This window comes from Streptomyces sp. NPDC058326 (assembly GCF_042879855.1).
Taxonomy (GTDB): domain Bacteria; phylum Actinomycetota; class Actinomycetes; order Streptomycetales; family Streptomycetaceae; genus Streptomyces.
The window spans coordinates 136,379-153,638 of the sequence record NZ_JBHVZO010000018.1 but is presented as its reverse complement, the minus strand read 5'-3'; the positions used below and the strand labels follow the sequence as shown (position 1 = coordinate 153,638).

The window sequence follows — 17,260 nt, the reverse complement described above, 5'->3', positions numbered from 1 at the left end:
GGGTCCGGGGGTGGAGGGAGCAGGGGATGGCCCAGGACGCACCGCCGGAAGCCGACGGCGCCGAGCCCTTCGGGACGGGCACGGCCGCCGACGGTGCCGGGACCGCCGAGGGCCTTGCCGGTGCGGGCCGGCAGGGCGCGGGGAGCCTCCTGGACTTCCTGAACGTCGCGGCGGTCGTGGTGGACGCGAGCGGGCGCATCGTGTTCTGGAGCCCGCAGGCCACCGTCACCTTCGGGTACACCGCCGCGGAGGCGCTGGGCCAGTACGCGGCGCGGCTGCTGCTCAGCGAGGAGCACCGCCAGCTCGCGGCGGAGCTCTTCGCCGGGGTGATGGCCACCGGACAGAGCTGGGCCGGAGTGTTCCCCGTTCGGCACCGGGACGGCGTGACGCGGCAGGTGGAGTTCCGCAACGTGCGGCTGCTGGACGACCTGGGCGACGTGTACGCGCTGGGGATGGCGGTCGACCAGGCGACGCTGCACGAGGTGGAGAGCCGCCTCGCGCTGTCCGAGCAGCTGGTGTCCCAGGCGCCGGTGGGCTTCGCGCTCCTGGACACGGATCTGCGCTACCGGCTGGTCAACCCCGCCCTGGAGAGGATCAACGGCGTGCCGGCCGCCGAGCACATCGGCCGCCGGCCCCGGGACATCCACCCCTACGACGGGGTGGAGACGGTCGAGTGGGCGCTGCGCCACGTCCTGACGACGGGCACGCCGCTCGTCGACCAGTACATCCTGGGCCGCACCCGCGCCGACCCCGACCACGACCACGCCTGGTCGGTGTCGTACTACCGGATCCACGGGCCCGGGGGCCGGGTGATCGGCGTGGCCTCCTCGGTCGTCGACGTCACCGAACGTCACCTGGCCGCCTCCGAGGCCGAGCGGGCCCGGCGACGGCTCGCCCTGATCGCGGACGCCTCCGCCCGGATCGGCACGACCCTCGGGGTCGAGCAGACCGCCCGGGAGCTGGCCGAGGTGGCGGTCCCGGACCTCGCCGACCTGACCGCGGTCGACGTCCTGAACGACGTGCTGTCCTGGCGCACCTCCACCCGGGACCCGAACGGCCCGGAGGTGTTCCGGGCGCTCGCCGTCGCCTCCGCCTTCCCCACCGACATCACCGCCGCGGCCGACCCGGTCGGCGAGGTCGCCGCGTACGGCCCGGACCGGCTGATCACCCAGTGCGTACGCACCGGACAGCCCGTCCTCGTGGCCCACTGCGACGCGCAGGACCTGCGGCGCATCGCCCGTGACGCGAAGGCCGCCGACACCCTCGCCCGCGCCGGCGCCCACTCCTACCTCGCGGTTCCGCTGATCGCCCGGGACGAGATCCTCGGCGCCTTCGACCTCCTGCGCATTCGCAACCCCCACCCCTTCGACGCGGACGACGTCCTCCTCGCCCGAGAACTCGCCGCACGGGCCGCCGTCGCCATCGACAACGCCCGCTGGCACCAGAACGTGCGCACCGCCGCCGAGACCCTCCAGCGCAGCCTCCTGCCGCCCGCCACGCCCCAGCGACCCGGCCTGAGGATCGCCTCGCTCTACCAGCCGGCCCAGGCGGCCAACGAGGTCGGCGGGGACTGGTACGACGTCATCCCCCTGGCCGACGACAGGACCGCCCTCGTCATCGGCGACGTCATGGGCAACGGCATCGACGCGGCCGCCGCCATGGGCCAGCTCTGCACCGCCGCCCGCGCCTACGCCGCCCTCGACCTGCCGCCCGAGGAGATCCTTCACCACCTCGACCGGCTCACCCACGGCCTGGAGCACTACATCGCCACCTGCCTCTACGCCACCTACGACCCCGCCACCGGGCAGTGCCGCATCGCCAACGCCGGACACCTCCCGCCGGTCCTCACCCGCCCCGGACATCCGCCCGAACTGCTCCACCTGCCCACCGGAGCCCCGCTGGGCGTCGGCGGCGTCGCCTTCTCCACCACCACGGTCCCCTTGGACCCCGGCGACCAGCTCCTCCTGTACACCGACGGACTCGTCGAGACCCGCGGGGACCCCATCGACGAACGCCTCGCCCTCCTCCTCGGAACCCTCGGCAAGGCCACCCCGCACCTGGACGCCACCTGCGCCCGGCTTGTCGACGCCATGCGCAGGCCCGACGACCCGGACGACGTCGCTCTGCTCCTCGTCGAAGCCCGGGGCCCTGACAGCTGATGCCCGACGCCCGACGCCGTCACGGTCCGGGCGCCGGCTTTGCCGGACCGGCAACAGCGGTGGCGTGAGCGGGCCGCCGTGGGTGACGGTGGGCCCGTGACAGACGACATCGCAGCGGGACCGCCCGCCTCCGAAACCTCCTCGCCCAAGGCCGGAGATCCCACTGCCGGCCACCCCGGACATCCCACCGACGGCTACCTCGGAGACCCCGCCGTGCGGGCGGAGTGGGACGACCGGTACGCCGAGCGCGGACAGCTCTGGAGCGGGGAGCCCAACGGCGCGCTCGTCGCCGAGGTCGCCGGGCTCACCCCCGGTCGGGTGCTCGACGTCGGCTGCGGCGAGGGCGCGGACGCCGTCTGGCTGGCGCGCGGCGGCTGGGACGTGACGGCTCTCGAAGTGTCGGGCGTGGCCCTGGAGCGGGCGGCCGGACACGCGAGGGACGCCGGCGTCGACGTGCGCTGGGTTCACGCCACCCTGACGGAGGCGGCGCTCCCGCCGGCCTCCTTCGACCTGGTCTCCGCCCAGTACCCGGCGCTGCTGCGCACCCCCGACGCGGCGGCCGAGCGGGCGCTGCTCGCGGCCGTCGCGCCCGGAGGTGTGCTGCTGCTCGTCCACCACGCGGGGATGGACACCCAGCAGGCGCACGACAGCGGCTTCGACCCCGCCGACTACGTCTGGCCGTCGATGGTCACGGCCCTCCTCGGCGACGACTGGGTGGTGGAGGTGGACGAGCAGCGGCCCCGCGTGGCACCCGACGGCGGGGCCGGCGCGCACCACACCGACGACCTCGTGCTGCGCGCGCGCCGACTGCGCTGAACGCTCCGCGCTCGGCGTCGGCGACAGCTTCGTCCGTGGCGAATGGATTCCTCATCACGGAGCCGACGGCACGTCAACCGATAAGCCTTGCACGGCATTTCACCGAGTCTCACTGATCTTTCGACGACGGTTGAGATCTGCCTTGCCCCTCTTTTCCGTCTCCTGGTGTCCGTCGATTCCGGTGGTGTATGAACCAGGCCGATCCGCTTCGGGGGCTACGAGGGTGACCTGCGAGGTTCTCCGCCGGAGTTGAGCGCTCAACCGGTCAACAATCAAAACAATCACCCCGGTATCCACGCGTTTTCCTCGCTGGGAGGCGGTAAGTCGCGCAAGTACCGCGACAGAATATGGAGGGCCATCATGATCGCCCAGGAACAGATCCCCGCGGTGGTGGACCATCCGGTCTACGACGCCCAGGGCAAGAAGATCGGCGAGGCCAAGCACGTCTACGTGGACGACGTCACAGGCCGTCCGGAATGGGTCACCGTCAAGACCGGGCTGTTCGGCACCAGCGAGTCGTTCGTGCCCATCAAGGACGCGTCCATGGTCGACGACCACCTGGAGGTCCCGTATCCGAAGGACCGGATCAAGGACGCCCCCCACGTCGACGTGGACGGCGGCGGCCATCTGTCCAACCAGGAGGAGCGTCGGCTGTACGAGTACTACGGCATCGCCTGGGACGAGGCCTGGCAGCGGGCGAACCAGCCGGGCGAGGGCGGTTGGGCGCACGGCACCGCCGGTACCGCGGGCGCGGCGGGCGCCGCGGGGCTCGGCGAGGGTGACCGCGCCCGGGACATGGGTGGCGCGCGCGGCGAGGGCATGGCCCGTACGGGCGACGACGCCATGACGCGCTCCGAGGAGCAGATGCACGTTGGCACCGAACAGGTGGAGACCGGCCGCGTCAGGCTGCGCAAGTACGTAGTCACCGAGGACGTCCAGCAGACCGTGCCGGTCAGGCACGAGGAAGTCCGCGTGGAGCGTGAGCCCATCACCGAGGCGAACCGCGGCGAGGCCCTGTCCGGCCCCGAGATCTCCGAGGCCGAGCACGAGGTCACCCTGCACGAGGAGCGCCCCGTCGTCGAGACCCGGGCCGTCCCCGTCGAACGGGTCAGCCTGCACACGGACGAGGTCACGGAGGAGGAGACGGTCACCGGCCAGGTCCGCAAGGAACGGATCGACATCGAGACCGAAGAGGCCGACGCGACCGACGAACTCTCCCAGCGTCGCGGCCGCACGGACGAGGGCCGCATCTGACCGCTCGGCAGACTGCCGACTGGGCGGACCAGCGCAGCGGGACCGACCGCACCGCCGGACCTGAGGGCCCGGCGGTGCGGCTCACCGCGTCCCGGGGGTCGTGTCGGTCATGCCGAGGCGGAGATGTTCCACGTGATAGAGGGCCTGGTCGAGGAGGCCGGCGACGTGGTCGTCGTGGAGCGCGTAGACGACGGAGCGGCCCTCGCGGGTACCGGTGACGAGGCCGAGGTTGCGGAGCAGGCGCAGCTGGTGGGAGCAGGCGGACTGCTCCATGCCGACGGTCGTGGCCAGTTCGGTCGCCGCGCAGGGGCCCTCGCGGAGGCGGGCCAGGATCAGGAGCCTCGACGGCGTGGACAGCGCCTGGAGCGTGGTGGCGACCTGCTGCGCGTTCTCCGGGGTCAGACGGGTGCGCGGTGTCGTACTGCTGTCCGGTGCGTTCACTCCGTGGCCCATGAGGAGCATCCTACGGAAGTCGATGTATGAATGGATGTTCAAGTGTTCCTGTACGGTGTGAGGCGTCGTCCCCTCCCCGTGAAGGACTCCCTCTGTCATGGCCACCACCCTGACCAAGCCCGCACCCGCCCCCGGGGGCACCGCGGCCGCCCGGCGGCGCACCCGCGTCCTGGCACTGCCGGAGGCCCGCTGGGCCCTGGCCGCCCTCGTCCTGTTCCTGGCCGGCCTGCCCCTGGACCTCCTCGGGGCCCCGGCGTGGACCTGGGGGCCGCTCTTCGCCGCCACCTACCTCACCGGCGGCTGGGAGCCGGCGTGGGAGGGCCTGAAGGCGCTGAAGGACAAGACCCTCGACGTGGACCTGCTGATGGTGGTCGCCGCGCTCGGCGCCGCGTCCATCGGGCAGGTACTCGACGGCGCCCTCCTGATCGTCATCTTCGCCACCTCGGGCGCCCTGGAGGCGGTGGCGACGGCCCGTACCGAGGACTCGGTGCGCGGGCTCCTCGACCTCGCCCCGGCCACCGCCACCCGCGTCCTGGACGACGGCACCGAGGAGAGCGTGCCGACCGGCGACCTCGTCGTCGGCGACGTCCTCGTCGTCCGCCCCGGCGAGCGGGTCGGGGCCGACGGCCGCGTCCTGGCGGGGGCGAGCGAGGTCGACCAGGCCACCATCACCGGCGAGCCGCTGCCGGTGCTCAAGGAGACCGGTGACGAGGTCTTCGCCGGCACCCTCAACGGCACCGGAGCGCTGCGCGTCGAGGTCGGACGGGACGCCGCGGACTCGGTGATCGCCCGGATCGTACGGATGGTCGAGGAGGCCTCCGAGACCAAGGCGCCGACGCAGCTGTTCATCGAGAAGATCGAGCAGCGGTACTCGCTCGGCATGGTCGCCGCCACCCTGGCCGTGTTCCTGGTCCCGCTCGCGTTCGGGGCGGAACTGACCGCCTCGCTGCTCCGCGCGATGACCTTCATGATCGTCGCCTCGCCGTGCGCCGTGGTCCTGGCCACCATGCCGCCGCTGCTCTCCGCCCTCGCGAACGCCGGCCGGCACGGCGTCCTCGTGAAGTCCGCCGTCGTGATGGAGCGCCTCGGACAGGTCGACGCGGTGGCCCTCGACAAGACCGGCACGCTGACGGAGGGCACCCCGCGCGTCACCGCCGTCCGCGTGCTGCCCGGGGCAGCCCGGGAGAAGCGTGCCGGGGACCGCCCGGAAGGACGCGCCGCGAGCGGGCCGGAGGGCTCGTACCCGGCGGGACTCGACGAAGACCGGCTGTTGGCGCTCGCGGCCGCCGCCGAGCACCCCAGCGAGCACCCGCTGGCCCGCGCCGTCGTCCTCGCCGCCCAGGCCCGCGGCCACCGCCTCGCGGAAGCCGAGGACTTCGGCTCCACCCCCGGCGTCGGCGTCACCGCGACCGTGGACGGCAGGACGGTCCAGGTCGGCGCCCCCGCCCGGCTCCTGCGCGGAGCCGACGACCCGCTCTCCGCCCGCGCCGCCGGAACAGCGGCCGAACTCGAAGCCGCCGGACACACCGCCGTCCTGGTCATGGTGGACGCGGTGCCGGCCGGCGTCCTGGGCATCGAGGACCGGCTGCGCCCGGACGCCGCCGCCGCCGTCGCGGCCCTGACCGGCCTCACCGGCACCCCGCCGATGCTGCTCACCGGCGACAACCCGCGCGCCGCCGCACGCCTGGCCGCCGCCATCGGCATCACCGACGTCCGCGCCGGCCTCCTGCCGCAGGACAAGGTCGCCGCCGTCCAGGATCAGGAACGGGCCGGACGCAAGGTCATGGTGATCGGCGACGGCGTCAACGACGCTCCGGCCCTGGCCGCCGCCCACACCGGCGTCGCCCTGGGCCGCGCCGGATCCGACCTCGCTCTGGAGACCGCCGACGCGGTGATCGTCCGGGACGAACTCGCCACCGTCCCCACGGTCGTCGCGCTCTCCCGCCGCGCTCGCGCCCTGGTCGTCCAGAACCTCGCCATCGCGGGGTTCTTCATCGCCGTCCTGGTGCTCTGGGACCTTCTGGGCACCCTGCCGCTGCCCCTCGGCGTCCTCGGCCACGAGGGCTCCACCGTCCTCGTCGGCCTCAACGGGCTGAGGCTGCTCCGCGACGCCGCCTGGCGCCGCGCCGCCGCCGAAGCCGTCGACGGGCGGGTCACCACTCCCGTCCCGCCTCGATCAGGAGATCACGGACGCGAGTGACGTCGGGGTTGGCCGGGCGCCCCGGGCGCTGGGTGAGGTAGGCGGTGTTGATGGGCGGGTCGTCCGGGCGGTGGAGGGGGACGAGGGCGCCGGAGGCCAGTTCCGCTTCGCAGAGGTAGCGCGGCAGGACGGTGAAGCCCGCTCCGGCGGTGACCGCGGCCAGGACGCCGCGCAGATCGGGCACGGTGAGGGCCGCGGGGCGGGACAACCGGGTGCCGAAGACATGGCGCCAGTACCGACGGGCGATCGGCAGGTCTTCGGCGTACGTCACCAGAGGGACGCCGTGCAGCGCCGCAGGGCCCTCCTCGGCCGGCCGCTCCTTCACCCGCTCCGCCCAGACGGGGGCGGCGACCAGTATGAACTCCTCGTCCATCAGCGGTACGGAGGTCAGGGCGCGCCCGCGTGGCCGGAACGTGGCGATCACCAAGTCGTGGCGTCCGGCGCGCAGTTCGTCGAGGAGCGGTTCGGTGAGCCCCGGGGTGACGCGGAGCCGTACGCCTTCCGCCGTCAGCGGGGCCAGGGCCGGGAGCACGCGGGTGCAGAGCAGCTCGCCGGGGCCCGCGAGATGGACGGGCGCCGCCCGCTCGTGGGACGCGGTCTCGTGGCCCGCCGCGGCGGCGAGCGCGTCGAGAGGTGCGGCGACGCGGGCCGCGAGGTCGTGGGCGACCGCGGTCGGGGCGACACCGCGGGGCAGGCGCTCGAACAGCTCCCGGCCGGTCTGCCGCTCCAGGGCACGGATCTGGGTGGTCACCGTGGGCTGCGAGAGGCCCAGGAGCCCGGCGGCCGCGGTGAAGGAGCCGGAGCGGTACACCGCGAGGAAGGTACGCAGCAGATTGAGGTCCGCGACGGGCGCCCCGCCCGGCCGCGTTCCGCCGGCCGGCCCGGGCCCATCAGGATCCATATGTCTCACGCGGAAAGCCTACTGGCCACCTATGGCAGACCGCGCGGACCGCAGGGCACGCGGACCGCAGACCGCAGGCCGCGGACTGCAGCCCGCAGCCCGCAGACCGCGCGGACCGCGGGGCGCGCGGACCGGTGCGGTCCTGCGCCCGGCGGGTGGCGTCAGGCGCCCAGGGCCTTGAGGACCTCGGCGGCGAGCGGGGCGGAGGAGGACGGGTTCTGGCCGGTGATGAGATTGCGGTCGACGACCACGTTCGGCACCCACGGCTCGCCCACCTGGACGTCCACACCGGCGTCGACGAGGCGGCTCTCCAGGAGCCACTTCGCCTTGTCGGCGAAGCCGGACTGCGTCTCCTCGTCGTTGGTGAAGGCGGCCACCCGGTACCCGGCGAAGGCGTTCGTGCCGTCGGCGACGGTGGCGGCGAGGAGCGCGGCCGGGCCGTGGCAGACGACGGCCAGCGGCCTGCCGGAGTTCAGGGCGTCGATCAGCAGCCTGCCGGAGGTCTCGTCGACGGCGAGGTCCTCCATGGGGCCGTGACCGCCCGGGTAGAAGACGGCCGCGTAGTCGGCCGGGGTGACGTCCTCCAGCCGCAGCGGATTCCGGAGCCCGGTGAACGCGTCGAGGGTCGCGGCGACCTTGTCCGCGCCCTCCTGACCACCGTTGACCTCCGGGGCGAGGCTGCTCTTGTCGACGGTGGGGACGACACCGCCGGGGGTGGCGACGACGACCTCGTAGCCGGCGGCGGTGAACGCCTCGTACGGGGCGGCGGCCTCCTCGGCCCAGAAGCCGGTCGGGTGCTTCGTACCGTCGGCCAGGGTCCAGTGATCGGCGCCGGTCATCACGAAAAGGATCTTGCGCATGTGGTCTCTCCCGGGAGGTACGGGCCGGGGGTACGGCCCGAAGGGCGTGATCGCTCACCCGGCGCCTCGGTCCGAGACCGTCGGTGTGGCGATGTCCTCGAACGTAGTCCCGCGCCGGAGAGCTTTCCAATGAGGAATCCAATGGCTGCCATGGGAACTCCGATGGGTCCCGGGGAATAGGCGCACGCCGCCGGCCTGCGGGAAGACCGGGCGGCCCGCCGTGCCCGCCGTCCCCGGCGCCGGCCCGGGAACGTACGCCCATGGGGGTGCGGAGTGACCCCGATGGCGGTACGGCCGGGCCGGCGCGGAGCGGTCCCGCGTGACGTCCCGCCGGGCGTCAGATTCGGTGGACGGTGTGGAGCTTCGTGGCGTACGTGCCCGTGCCGTCCAGGGTGGAGGAGCCCCCCAGGTCCGACATGGTCGGGCCGTTGCCGGTCTTGCGGCTGGAGAGGAAGCGGCGCTTGCCGTTCGTGTCCTCGCCCAGGTAGATGCCGACGTGGTCGACGGTGACGGTCGTGCCGTCGTCGCCCGAGTCGGCGTTGAAGAGCACGAGGTCGCCCGGCTGCAGCAGAGTCGCGGCCGGCGGGGTGCCGCCGGCCGTCCGGTCGATGCGGACCCCCGGCGCGTGGTCCGCCATGTCACGGGACTTGCGCGGCAGCCGCGTCCCCGAGGTGTCGGCGCCGGCCGCGAGCGGCACCTTGTGGTGGTAGCCGAACACCATGCGGGTGTAGCCGGAGCAGTCCAGGTTGCCGACCTGCTTGCTGGACGGGCCGGTGTACGTGCCGTCGGGGAAGGTCCAGCCGAGGTTCATGTACTCGTGGAAGTCGGCGCCCTCGTAGCGGTTGCCCTGCGGGTCGAGGTAGCCGTAGCCGGCCCTTCCGAGGACCTGCTTGCCTGCGGCGGCGCCCGCACCGGCGGTCACGGCCGGCGCGCCCGGCAGGAACATCGCCGCGTACGCGAGCACGTCGGGCGCGGTCGAGCCGGCCCAGGCGCGGATCCGGCTCTCCAGGGCGGCGGTCCAGGTGCCGTCGAAGGGCTGGTCGAGGACGCGCACCCAGTCGCTGTGGGTGACGGCCGGCGGGGCCTCCCAGGTCGCGTCGGTGACCTCGAAGCGGCTGACGGTCAGCTTGACGGGCAGGTTGGTGCAGCCGTCGTTGGCGAGGGCCCGCAGACCCACCCGGCCCTTGCCGAAGGTGGCGTCGGTGGTCTCGGTGGTCCAGGCGGAGGGCTCGGCGGAGTTCGTGCGCCAGGCCTTGACCTGGATCCTGGTGCCCTCGCGGCGGACCCGTATCGTCCAGTCGGTGCCGGCGGCGACACCCGTGGCCAGGGAGGCGGCCGGAGCCAGCTGCGTGACGACGTCGGCGACCTCCTTCTCGACGCGGAGCTCGACGGCGCCCGTGGTGGTGAAGGACAGCCGGGCCCGGTAGTTGTTGTGCGAGTCCTGGTAGCCGAAGGACAGGGCGTACGAGCACGCCTGGCCGGTGGGCACCTTGTCGAACCTGGCCACCGCGCGCACGTCGACGTCGGTGATCTCGCCGTCGCGGACGCTGGCGTGGCGGCTCGCGTAGTCCGTGGTCAGGTTGATGACGCCGGCGCCGGGGGTCACCGAGAAGTCGGTCGCGGAGCCGCCGAGCGTGGTCCAGCCACCGCCGCCGGGGGCGGTGCCCCAGTACGCGCGGTCGGCCTCGGGGAGCGCCGGGTCCGGCAGCGTGCGCTGGAAGTCGTCGGCGAAGGGCCGCTTGTTCTCGGTGAAGGTGCGCTCGGGGCCGGGGAGGAGCACCGTGCGGGCGCCGTGGGTCAGGAGGGCGACGCGTCTGCCGTCGGAGGTGACCTCGGTGCGGGCGGGCGTGCCGGGCAGCACGCTGACGCCGAGGGCGCCGAGGGTGACACCGCTGAACCAGTCGGCGCCGAGGCCCGCGACGGTCACGGAGGACCGGGGGGTGCCGAGGCCGTTCGCGGAGGCGGCGAGCGGCGCCAGGGCGGGAGCGGCGGCCGGGGCGGCGGCCTGTGCGGCGCGAGCGGGAGTGGCGGTCAGGGACGCGAGGGGAACGGCGGCCGCGGTGGCGGTCAGGGCGGTGAGCAGACTGCGCCGGGAGGTGCCTGCGGTGCGGGATGTATTGATCATGACAGACATCATCCGGACGCCCCTGGCGGCGCCGTGCGGCAGGGTGCTCTTCCGGTGCCCTCGCGTTCCCCCGTGCGTTCCGGCCCCGGCCGGTGGATCCTGGAGGTACCGAAAGGGGCCGCGGTTCGGTTCGGCGCGGCTCGGCGTACGAGGAGGCAGGCCATGACCCGCACCCTGGAGTGGACGGTCGGCGTGGAACTGGTCGAGGAGAGCGGCACGACCAGGGCCGAGGCCCGGTTGCGCACCGGCAACTCGACGATCACGGGCCACGGCTCCGCGCGGTGCAACCCGGCGGACGTGGACGTGCCGGCGATCGGTGACGAGCTCGCCGCGAGCCGGGCGATGAAGGACCTGGCCGGCAAGCTGATGCGGGAGGCCAACCGGGAGATGGAGGCGGTGGGCGCGGGGACGGTACCCCAGCACACCGGACCCGGATACGGCTGGCCGGAGGCGGTCACCTGACGGGACCGCCACCCGGGGCGAGGGCCCGGCGGACGTCGGACACCCGCCGGGCCCGAACCGCGCCCGCCCGCCCGCCGGGTGACGGCCCGAGGTCCGCGCCGGACGGCGTCACAGACCGCCCGAACGGGGCGGCCGCTCATGGTCGGACACCCCCTGGACCGCGCCCTCGGCCCACTCCGTCCCCTCCGCCTCCTCGTACGTCAGCCGGTCCTCGACCTCCACCACCCCGTCCACCGTCTCGCACAGCCGCACGAGGATCGGCCCGATCCCCGGGCGGTCCAGCGTGCCGCTGAGGGTGACGCGCCCCTCGTCGACGTCGATGTGTACGGCGGACGGGGAGAGGCGCAGGATGCGGACGACGACGTCCTCGCGGATCTCCTCCTGGATCGAGCGGTCCCGCCGCAGGAACAGCTGGAGCAGGTCGCTCCGGCTCAGCACCCCGATCAGCCGTCCGTCCGTGTCCACGACCGGCAGCCGCTTCACCCGGTGGCGCTCCATCAGCCGGGCCGCCTCGACCGCCGTCCAGGAGGGCCGGGCCGTCACGACCGGGCTGGACATCATGGCCTCCGCGGTGCTCGGCCCGTCCTTCGCCGTGTGCCGCCGCAGGAGGTCGGCCTCGGAGACCACGCCCACCGGCCGGTTCTCCTCGTCGACGACGGGGACCGCGGTGATGCCGTACTCGTCGAGGAGCCGCGCGATCTCCTTGAACGGGGTCCCGGGCTGCACCGCCACCGCGGTCGGCGTCATCAGGTCGGCGACACTGCGGTGCCTCATCGTCCGTTCCGTCCCTTCTGGGTTCCGGATTCCATGATCCCCCACCGGGCGCCGGAGCGGGACGCGAGGCCCGCGAAACGAGGGGCGAGAAGGGCTTGCGAGGATTGACATGTACATGGTTACTTCGGGTAAGCCCAGCCCGAGGCCCACCCCCGCGAGCCGGAAGAAGGACCCCCGCATGCCGTCTCCCCGCACGTCGAGCACGCGTACGCCGAGCACCCGCCACCACCCCGCCCGCGCGCGCCGAGGCCGCCACCTCGCCGCGGCCGTCGCGGTCGCCCTCACCCTCGTCGCCACCGCCGGCGGCACCGGAGCGGCCGCCCCCGAGGGACCGGCGTCCGCCGGGCTCCGCGAGGCGATGTTCGTCGGCAACAACTGGGACGGAACGGCCGATGTGATCGCCGCCCAGGGCGACTTCCACCGCATCGGCCGCCTCGATGTGATCCCCGACAAGCAGGAACGCCTCCGGGAGATCTATCTGAACCCGGTCAAGCTCGCGTTCTTCCTCGGTGTCCGCATGGGACCTGGGGAGGGCCACGACCAGTTCGTCGACGACATGTACGCGACCCCCGACGGCTCCGCCATGGTCGTCTCCCGGCCCAGCTTCGCCGACGTCGTCTCCCTCGACCTGCGCACCGGACGGATCAACTGGCGCTTCGCGGTGGCCGGACACCGCGCCGACCACATGGCCGTGTCGCCCGACGGCGCCCGCGTCGCGGTCTCCGCGTCCACGGGGAACACGGTCCACGTCCTCGACATCACCACCGGCCGCGAGCTCGGCTCCTTCAAGACGGGCGACAAGCCCCACGAGAACGTCTTCACCGCCGACGGACTCCTCTGGAACATGTCCATCGGCGAGGTCACCACCGCCCTCGACGCCCCCTGGCTCGACTGGACCAAGGGCGACCGCCGCATCACCGTCGTCGACGCCCGCACCTTCGAGACCGTCCGCGTCATCGACATGCGCGAGCGCCTCGACGCCTTCGGGCGCGGTGACCTCTCCGACGCCGTCCGTCCGCTCGTCTTCACGCCGGACGAGAAGAAGCTGTACTTCCAGGTCTCGTTCTTCAACGGGTTCCTGGAGTACGACCTGAGCACGGACCGGATCACCCGGGTCAAGTCCCTCCCGGGCAACCCGGCGACCGATCCCGACCGCACCACCTGGGTCAACGACTCGCGTCATCACGGCCTCTCGATGAGCCCCGACGGCACCAAGCTCTGCGTCGCGGGGACGATGGACGACTACGCCACGGTGGTCGACCGCGCCACGCTCCAGGAGGGCCCGCTCGTCGAGGCGTCCAAGCCGTACTGGGCGACCGTGAGCGGCGACGGACGGTCCTGTGTCGTCTCCGAGAGCGGTGCCGACCGGGTGACCGCGATCGACTTCGCCACCGGCCGGCGCGTGGCCTCCGTGGACGTCGGCGACCATCCCCAGCGCGTGCGGCTCGCCCGAATCCCGGCCGACTGGACGGGAGCGGCCGGAAGTTGACCGGGGACGGCGGGACCGGCCGGATCACGTACGGATCCGCTCGGTCCCGCCTCCCGCCCTCAGGCCCTGTGGACCGCGACCTCGTGGAGCGAGTAGCCCCAGTCGGTGGCCCGCCGTTCGCCGTGGATCCGTACGTGCCGGGCCGGCGTCGACGCGAACTCCGCCGTGTCGTACCCGCCGTCCCCGGCGTCCGTGGACCACACCGTCCGCCAGTCCGTGCCGTTCTCCGACACCTCGATCCGGTACTGGCGCGCGTACGCCCGCTCCCAGTCGAGGGTGACCCGGCCGATCCGCCGGACGGCCCCGAGGTCCACGTCGAGCCACTGGTCGTCCGACCAGTCGCTCGCCCAGCGCGTGCCCACGTCGCCGTCGACGGCCCGGCCCGGGGCGTAGCTCGTGAAGGGGTTCCACTCCGACGAGCTCGCCGAAGCCGCCGCGCTCGCCGCGAGGTTGACGCCGGGCTCGTGGTCCTCGGTCGACTTCCAGGTGGTCAGGTAGGACTCGGCGCCACCGGCCAGCTCGTCCACGACTCCCGGCCCGCCGGCCGTGCGCCGGATCTGTTCGATCCAGTCCGGCACCATGCCGTTGTGCGCGGCGCCGTCGGTGTTGAGGTCCCAGGTGCGCTCACCCGTCACCTGCCGGTCGATCACCGACCCGCCGTCGAAGCTGCGGAACGGGTACGTGACCGCGTTCGGCGCGTCCGGCCCCACCGGGCCCGGCCAGCCGCCGACCCCGTTCATGTCGGTTCCGTACCCGAGACCGACCCCGTACTTCTCGCGGAGTTCCGCCTTCTGTCCGGCCTCGGCGACGAAGCCCTCCGCGCCGTGCATGTACGGGGCGACGAAACCGCCCAGGCGGTAGAGCCGCTCGGTCCAGTCCAGGTCCATCCAGCTGTGGGTGGAGAGGACGCCCGGATACTCCTCGGACTCCAGGATGTCGAGCGCCCGCCCGGCAGCCTTGACGCTCATGTGGTCGAGCTCCAGCATCATGCCCCGGTCCATCATGCCCCGCAGCGCGTGCTCGCCGAGCCGGCTCAGACCGCGGGTGTTGCACTTCGCGTCGGAGGCGTACGAGGGGACGCTCACCCCGGGCGGCAGCTTGGAGGCCATCACCGGGGCGGCCGCGAGCCCGATCGGGTTGTCGTGCTGCGGTCCCGCGCACTTCTCGGTGGCCCAGAAGGTGCCCGTGGACAGGAACTGGCCGATGTTGACCGCCGTGCCGATGGCCCCCGAGTCGAAACGCACACCGCAGAGCGCGTTGTCGAACTTGTGGCAGAGGAACATGCTCCGCACCCCGAGCCCGTACAGCTCGTCGAGGCCGCGGTCGATGTCCTCCTTGTCGCACTGGGCCACGTCGAGGATCATCTTGCAGCCGAACGGCTCCGAGGTCTCGACGCCCAGGACGACGGCGAGCTTGCCCTGCTCAACGACCGAACGCGCCTGCGCGGCCGAGGTGACGATACGGAACCAGCCCTTTCCGGGACCGCCGTACAGGCCGTCGACGTACTCCTGGAGCTCGTACGTCTTGCGGGCCTGGAGACGGATCGACGTCATCTCGTCGCAGCTGCGGTCCCGGGGGAGGATCGAGCAGATCAGGCCGTTGGTCACCAGGTCGTTGACGAGGACGCGCTGCCCGCCGCGCCACGCGCGCTCCACCCACGCGTAGTAGTTCTGCTGGTGGGTCAGGGAGTCGTGGGCGGGCCAGTCCTTGAACGTCGGCCAGCCGACCGGGTCGTGGTGGCCGTCAGCGCCGCCCGTGATGTTCTCGAACAGCGCGCCCGAGCCGTCGGGGTAGTGCTCCGGACAGTCCTTGAGCGCCTCGGGGGCACCGCCCGCGGCGAACGTTTGGCCGCAGATCAGCCGGCCGCCGAACCCCTCGTTGGACATGAGGTGGTTGTGCGCGTCGACGAAGCCGCGCACCTTCCCCCGCGCGTCCGTCCCGGTGAACGGCGCGCCCGTGACGTTGATCCGCGAGTCGGCCGCCGGCCGGGACGTGGGCTCCCACCACGGACCGGCGGCGCCGGCGGCGGGGACGGGGCCGGAGCCGAAGAGGACGGCGGCCAGGGCCAGGAACAGCGCCAGGAGGGCGGATCGGCCGCCGGTCCCGCGCGAATGGGGTCGAGTCATGGTCAGCGATGCCTCCGGTCGGTGGGGGTGTACCGGGCGCCCCGAGGATCGCGGTGTCGGTGCTGTGAGTCAAGAGTCCGGGACAGATGACCTGTTGACCGGTCGGAGGGACCACCGGACGCACCACCCGGAGCCGCCGGACGCACCGCCTCGCCAGGAGCCCCGGCCGGCCGGGGCTGGATCAGCCCTCGATCATCCCCACCAGCTGATCTGCCGTCAGATCGAGCTGCCCGGCGGCGGCCTTCTCGTCGCCGAGGACGAGGAACTGCAGCGTGAGCCCGTCGATCACGGCCGCCAGACAGCGCGCGATCGTCTCCACCGGCACCCGCGGCTCAAGGCCCCGCAGCGCCCGCACCTGCTCGACCAGGGCGCCCGCCGACACCACGTACTGTTCGTACTGGGCGCGCGCCAGATGTTCGAACCCGGGCTCCCGCAGGGCGTACTGGGTGAGGTCGTACGTGAGCATGTGCTCACCGGGGTGGGCCGTGACATGGTCCCAGTACGTCTGGAGCGCCCCCCGCACGGTGTCCCGCAGCGTGGCACCCGGCTCGACCGCCGACATCACCCGCGCCACGTAGTTGCCGGTGATCGTCTCGATCGCGGCCTCCAGAAGGGCCTGCTTGGAATCGAAGCAGTAGTGGAAGACGCTCAGCGAGACACCGGCCTCGGCGCAGATCGACCGGGTGGTGGTCCGGGCGACACCGTCCCTGGTCATCGCCCTGATCGCCGCCTCGACCAGCTGCCTGCGTCGTTCGGCCGACGGCATCCGCCCCATGGTTCCTCCTCGCGTCCGGCGCAAGGGTAGGCGAGAGCCGCGCCAGGTGACACCACGGGCGCCGCCCGCCGTGCGAGCCGGGCGGCGGGACGGGCGTACGCCTCAGGGGGTGTACGGGGCGTCGCTGTGGCGCAGTTCGGTCATGGCGGGCTCCGCGACCCGGTAGACGGCGGTGCGCCGGATCGTCACGACGGCGGCGGGGTCGGAGTCCCCGCGGGTGAGGTAGACGACGGTCGCCTGCCGCGGAGCCGGCGTGGAGGCGTCGATCGACACCACGGGTGTGCGGTCCCCGAGCGAGGCGGCGGCGGCCGGTACGGGAGTCCCGCCGTCGTTGCGCCAGGTGACGAGACCGTAGAAGCGGCCCGTGCCGCCGGTTGTGACCTTCACGGCGGCCACGGCGTCCGCCGCCGGATCGCCCGTCACATCGCCGATGCCGCACTGCGGCTGGAGCTCGACCGCCACACCGTCGCCCTCCCACCGGCCGTCGGTGAAGGCGATGCCCCCCTCGGGGGCGTCGGGCAGCCGCAGGGAAGGCCCCTGCAGTTCGGCGTTCCGCAGCTGGTCACAGGAGAGCGCGGCCGCCGAGGCGCCCTTCCCGGGCTTCTTCTTCGACGTGGTCGGCGAGGGCTTGGCCGATTCTTTGCCCCCGGTCGGCCTGCCACCGGGAGCCTTAGAGGTGGCGGAGGGCTTCCGGGGCGAGGAACCCGACCCCTCTCCGCCGTCCTCCGGGCCCTGGCATCCCACCGTGAGCGATGCCAGCGAAAGAGCCATGACCAGCCCCGCTCCGCGCGCCACCGCTCCCCGCTTCGCCCCTCTGCCGATTCCGAACATCGCAGCTTCCCCCTCGTGTGTCCCGCCGTCCGTGC

The 17,260-nt window shown here is 73.1% G+C and carries 14 protein-coding genes; 6 read left to right on the top strand and 8 right to left on the bottom strand.

Annotation, left to right across the window (positions count from 1 at the left end):
- Window positions 1–26: 26 nt before the first annotated feature.
- The 3 genes from ACFVYX_RS28350 (at window position 27) to ACFVYX_RS28340 (ending at window position 4,229) form a co-directional block, all read left to right on the top strand.
- Window positions 27–2,159 (top strand): SpoIIE family protein phosphatase, encoded by a 2,133-nt coding sequence (locus ACFVYX_RS28350; protein WP_389684329.1) that lies wholly within the window; start codon window positions 27–29, stop codon window positions 2,157–2,159.
- 96 nt (window positions 2,160–2,255) lie between these two features.
- Window positions 2,256–2,975: a class I SAM-dependent methyltransferase gene (locus tag ACFVYX_RS28345; protein ID WP_389684328.1), complete on the top strand. Its 720-nt coding sequence runs from the start codon at window positions 2,256–2,258 to the stop codon at window positions 2,973–2,975.
- 360 nt (window positions 2,976–3,335) lie between these two features.
- Window positions 3,336–4,229: a DUF2382 domain-containing protein gene (locus tag ACFVYX_RS28340; RefSeq protein ID WP_389684327.1), complete on the top strand. Its 894-nt coding sequence runs from the start codon at window positions 3,336–3,338 to the stop codon at window positions 4,227–4,229.
- A gap of 81 nt (window positions 4,230–4,310) precedes the next feature.
- Here ACFVYX_RS28340 and ACFVYX_RS28335 read toward each other — a convergent pair whose 3' ends face one another.
- Window positions 4,311–4,682 (bottom strand): ArsR/SmtB family transcription factor, encoded by a 372-nt coding sequence (locus ACFVYX_RS28335; protein WP_389684326.1) that lies wholly within the window; start codon window positions 4,680–4,682, stop codon window positions 4,311–4,313.
- A gap of 97 nt (window positions 4,683–4,779) precedes the next feature.
- Between ACFVYX_RS28335 and ACFVYX_RS28330 the strand changes: the two genes are divergently transcribed.
- Entirely contained in the window at window positions 4,780–6,882 is a 2,103-nt protein-coding gene (locus ACFVYX_RS28330; RefSeq protein ID WP_389684325.1) for a heavy metal translocating P-type ATPase, read from the top strand.
- Here the strand turns inward: ACFVYX_RS28330 and ACFVYX_RS28325 are convergent.
- The 3 genes from ACFVYX_RS28325 to ACFVYX_RS28315 form a co-directional block, all read right to left on the bottom strand.
- Window positions 6,836–7,783, bottom strand: a complete 948-nt coding sequence (locus ACFVYX_RS28325) for a LysR family transcriptional regulator (RefSeq protein ID WP_389684338.1) — start codon at window positions 7,781–7,783, stop codon at window positions 6,836–6,838. The genes ACFVYX_RS28330 and ACFVYX_RS28325 overlap by 47 nt on opposite strands.
- A 161-nt stretch (window positions 7,784–7,944) precedes the next feature.
- Complete coding sequence (locus ACFVYX_RS28320) at window positions 7,945–8,643, bottom strand: type 1 glutamine amidotransferase domain-containing protein (protein WP_389684324.1); 699 nt, start codon at window positions 8,641–8,643, stop codon at window positions 7,945–7,947.
- 337 nt (window positions 8,644–8,980) lie between these two features.
- Entirely contained in the window at window positions 8,981–10,768 is a 1,788-nt protein-coding gene (locus ACFVYX_RS28315; protein ID WP_389684323.1) for an NlpC/P60 family protein, read from the bottom strand.
- A gap of 162 nt (window positions 10,769–10,930) precedes the next feature.
- Here ACFVYX_RS28315 and ACFVYX_RS28310 point away from each other — a divergent pair, with 162 nt between their 5' ends.
- Complete coding sequence (locus tag ACFVYX_RS28310) at window positions 10,931–11,230, top strand: DUF1876 domain-containing protein (RefSeq protein ID WP_389684322.1); 300 nt, start codon at window positions 10,931–10,933, stop codon at window positions 11,228–11,230.
- 108 nt (window positions 11,231–11,338) lie between these two features.
- Here ACFVYX_RS28310 and ACFVYX_RS28305 read toward each other — a convergent pair whose 3' ends face one another.
- Window positions 11,339–12,004: a CBS domain-containing protein gene (locus tag ACFVYX_RS28305; RefSeq protein ID WP_389684321.1), complete on the bottom strand. Its 666-nt coding sequence runs from the start codon at window positions 12,002–12,004 to the stop codon at window positions 11,339–11,341.
- Between the two features lie 178 nt (window positions 12,005–12,182).
- Between ACFVYX_RS28305 and ACFVYX_RS28300 the strand changes: the two genes are divergently transcribed.
- Window positions 12,183–13,493 (top strand): YncE family protein, encoded by a 1,311-nt coding sequence (locus ACFVYX_RS28300; protein WP_389684320.1) that lies wholly within the window; start codon window positions 12,183–12,185, stop codon window positions 13,491–13,493.
- Between the two features lie 59 nt (window positions 13,494–13,552).
- Here ACFVYX_RS28300 and ACFVYX_RS28295 read toward each other — a convergent pair whose 3' ends face one another.
- From ACFVYX_RS28295 to ACFVYX_RS28285, 3 genes are all read right to left on the bottom strand, one after another.
- Window positions 13,553–15,619 (bottom strand): discoidin domain-containing protein, encoded by a 2,067-nt coding sequence (locus ACFVYX_RS28295; RefSeq protein WP_389684319.1) that lies wholly within the window; start codon window positions 15,617–15,619, stop codon window positions 13,553–13,555.
- 181 nt (window positions 15,620–15,800) lie between these two features.
- The gene (locus ACFVYX_RS28290; protein ID WP_389684318.1) at window positions 15,801–16,394 is read right to left on the bottom strand and encodes a TetR/AcrR family transcriptional regulator; all 594 of its coding nucleotides are present in this window, start codon (window positions 16,392–16,394) and stop codon (window positions 15,801–15,803) included.
- 102 nt (window positions 16,395–16,496) lie between these two features.
- A complete protein-coding gene (locus ACFVYX_RS28285; RefSeq protein ID WP_389684317.1) occupies window positions 16,497–17,165 on the bottom strand; it encodes a hypothetical protein in 669 nt (222 codons plus the stop codon).
- Between the last annotated feature and the right edge of the window lie 95 nt (window positions 17,166–17,260).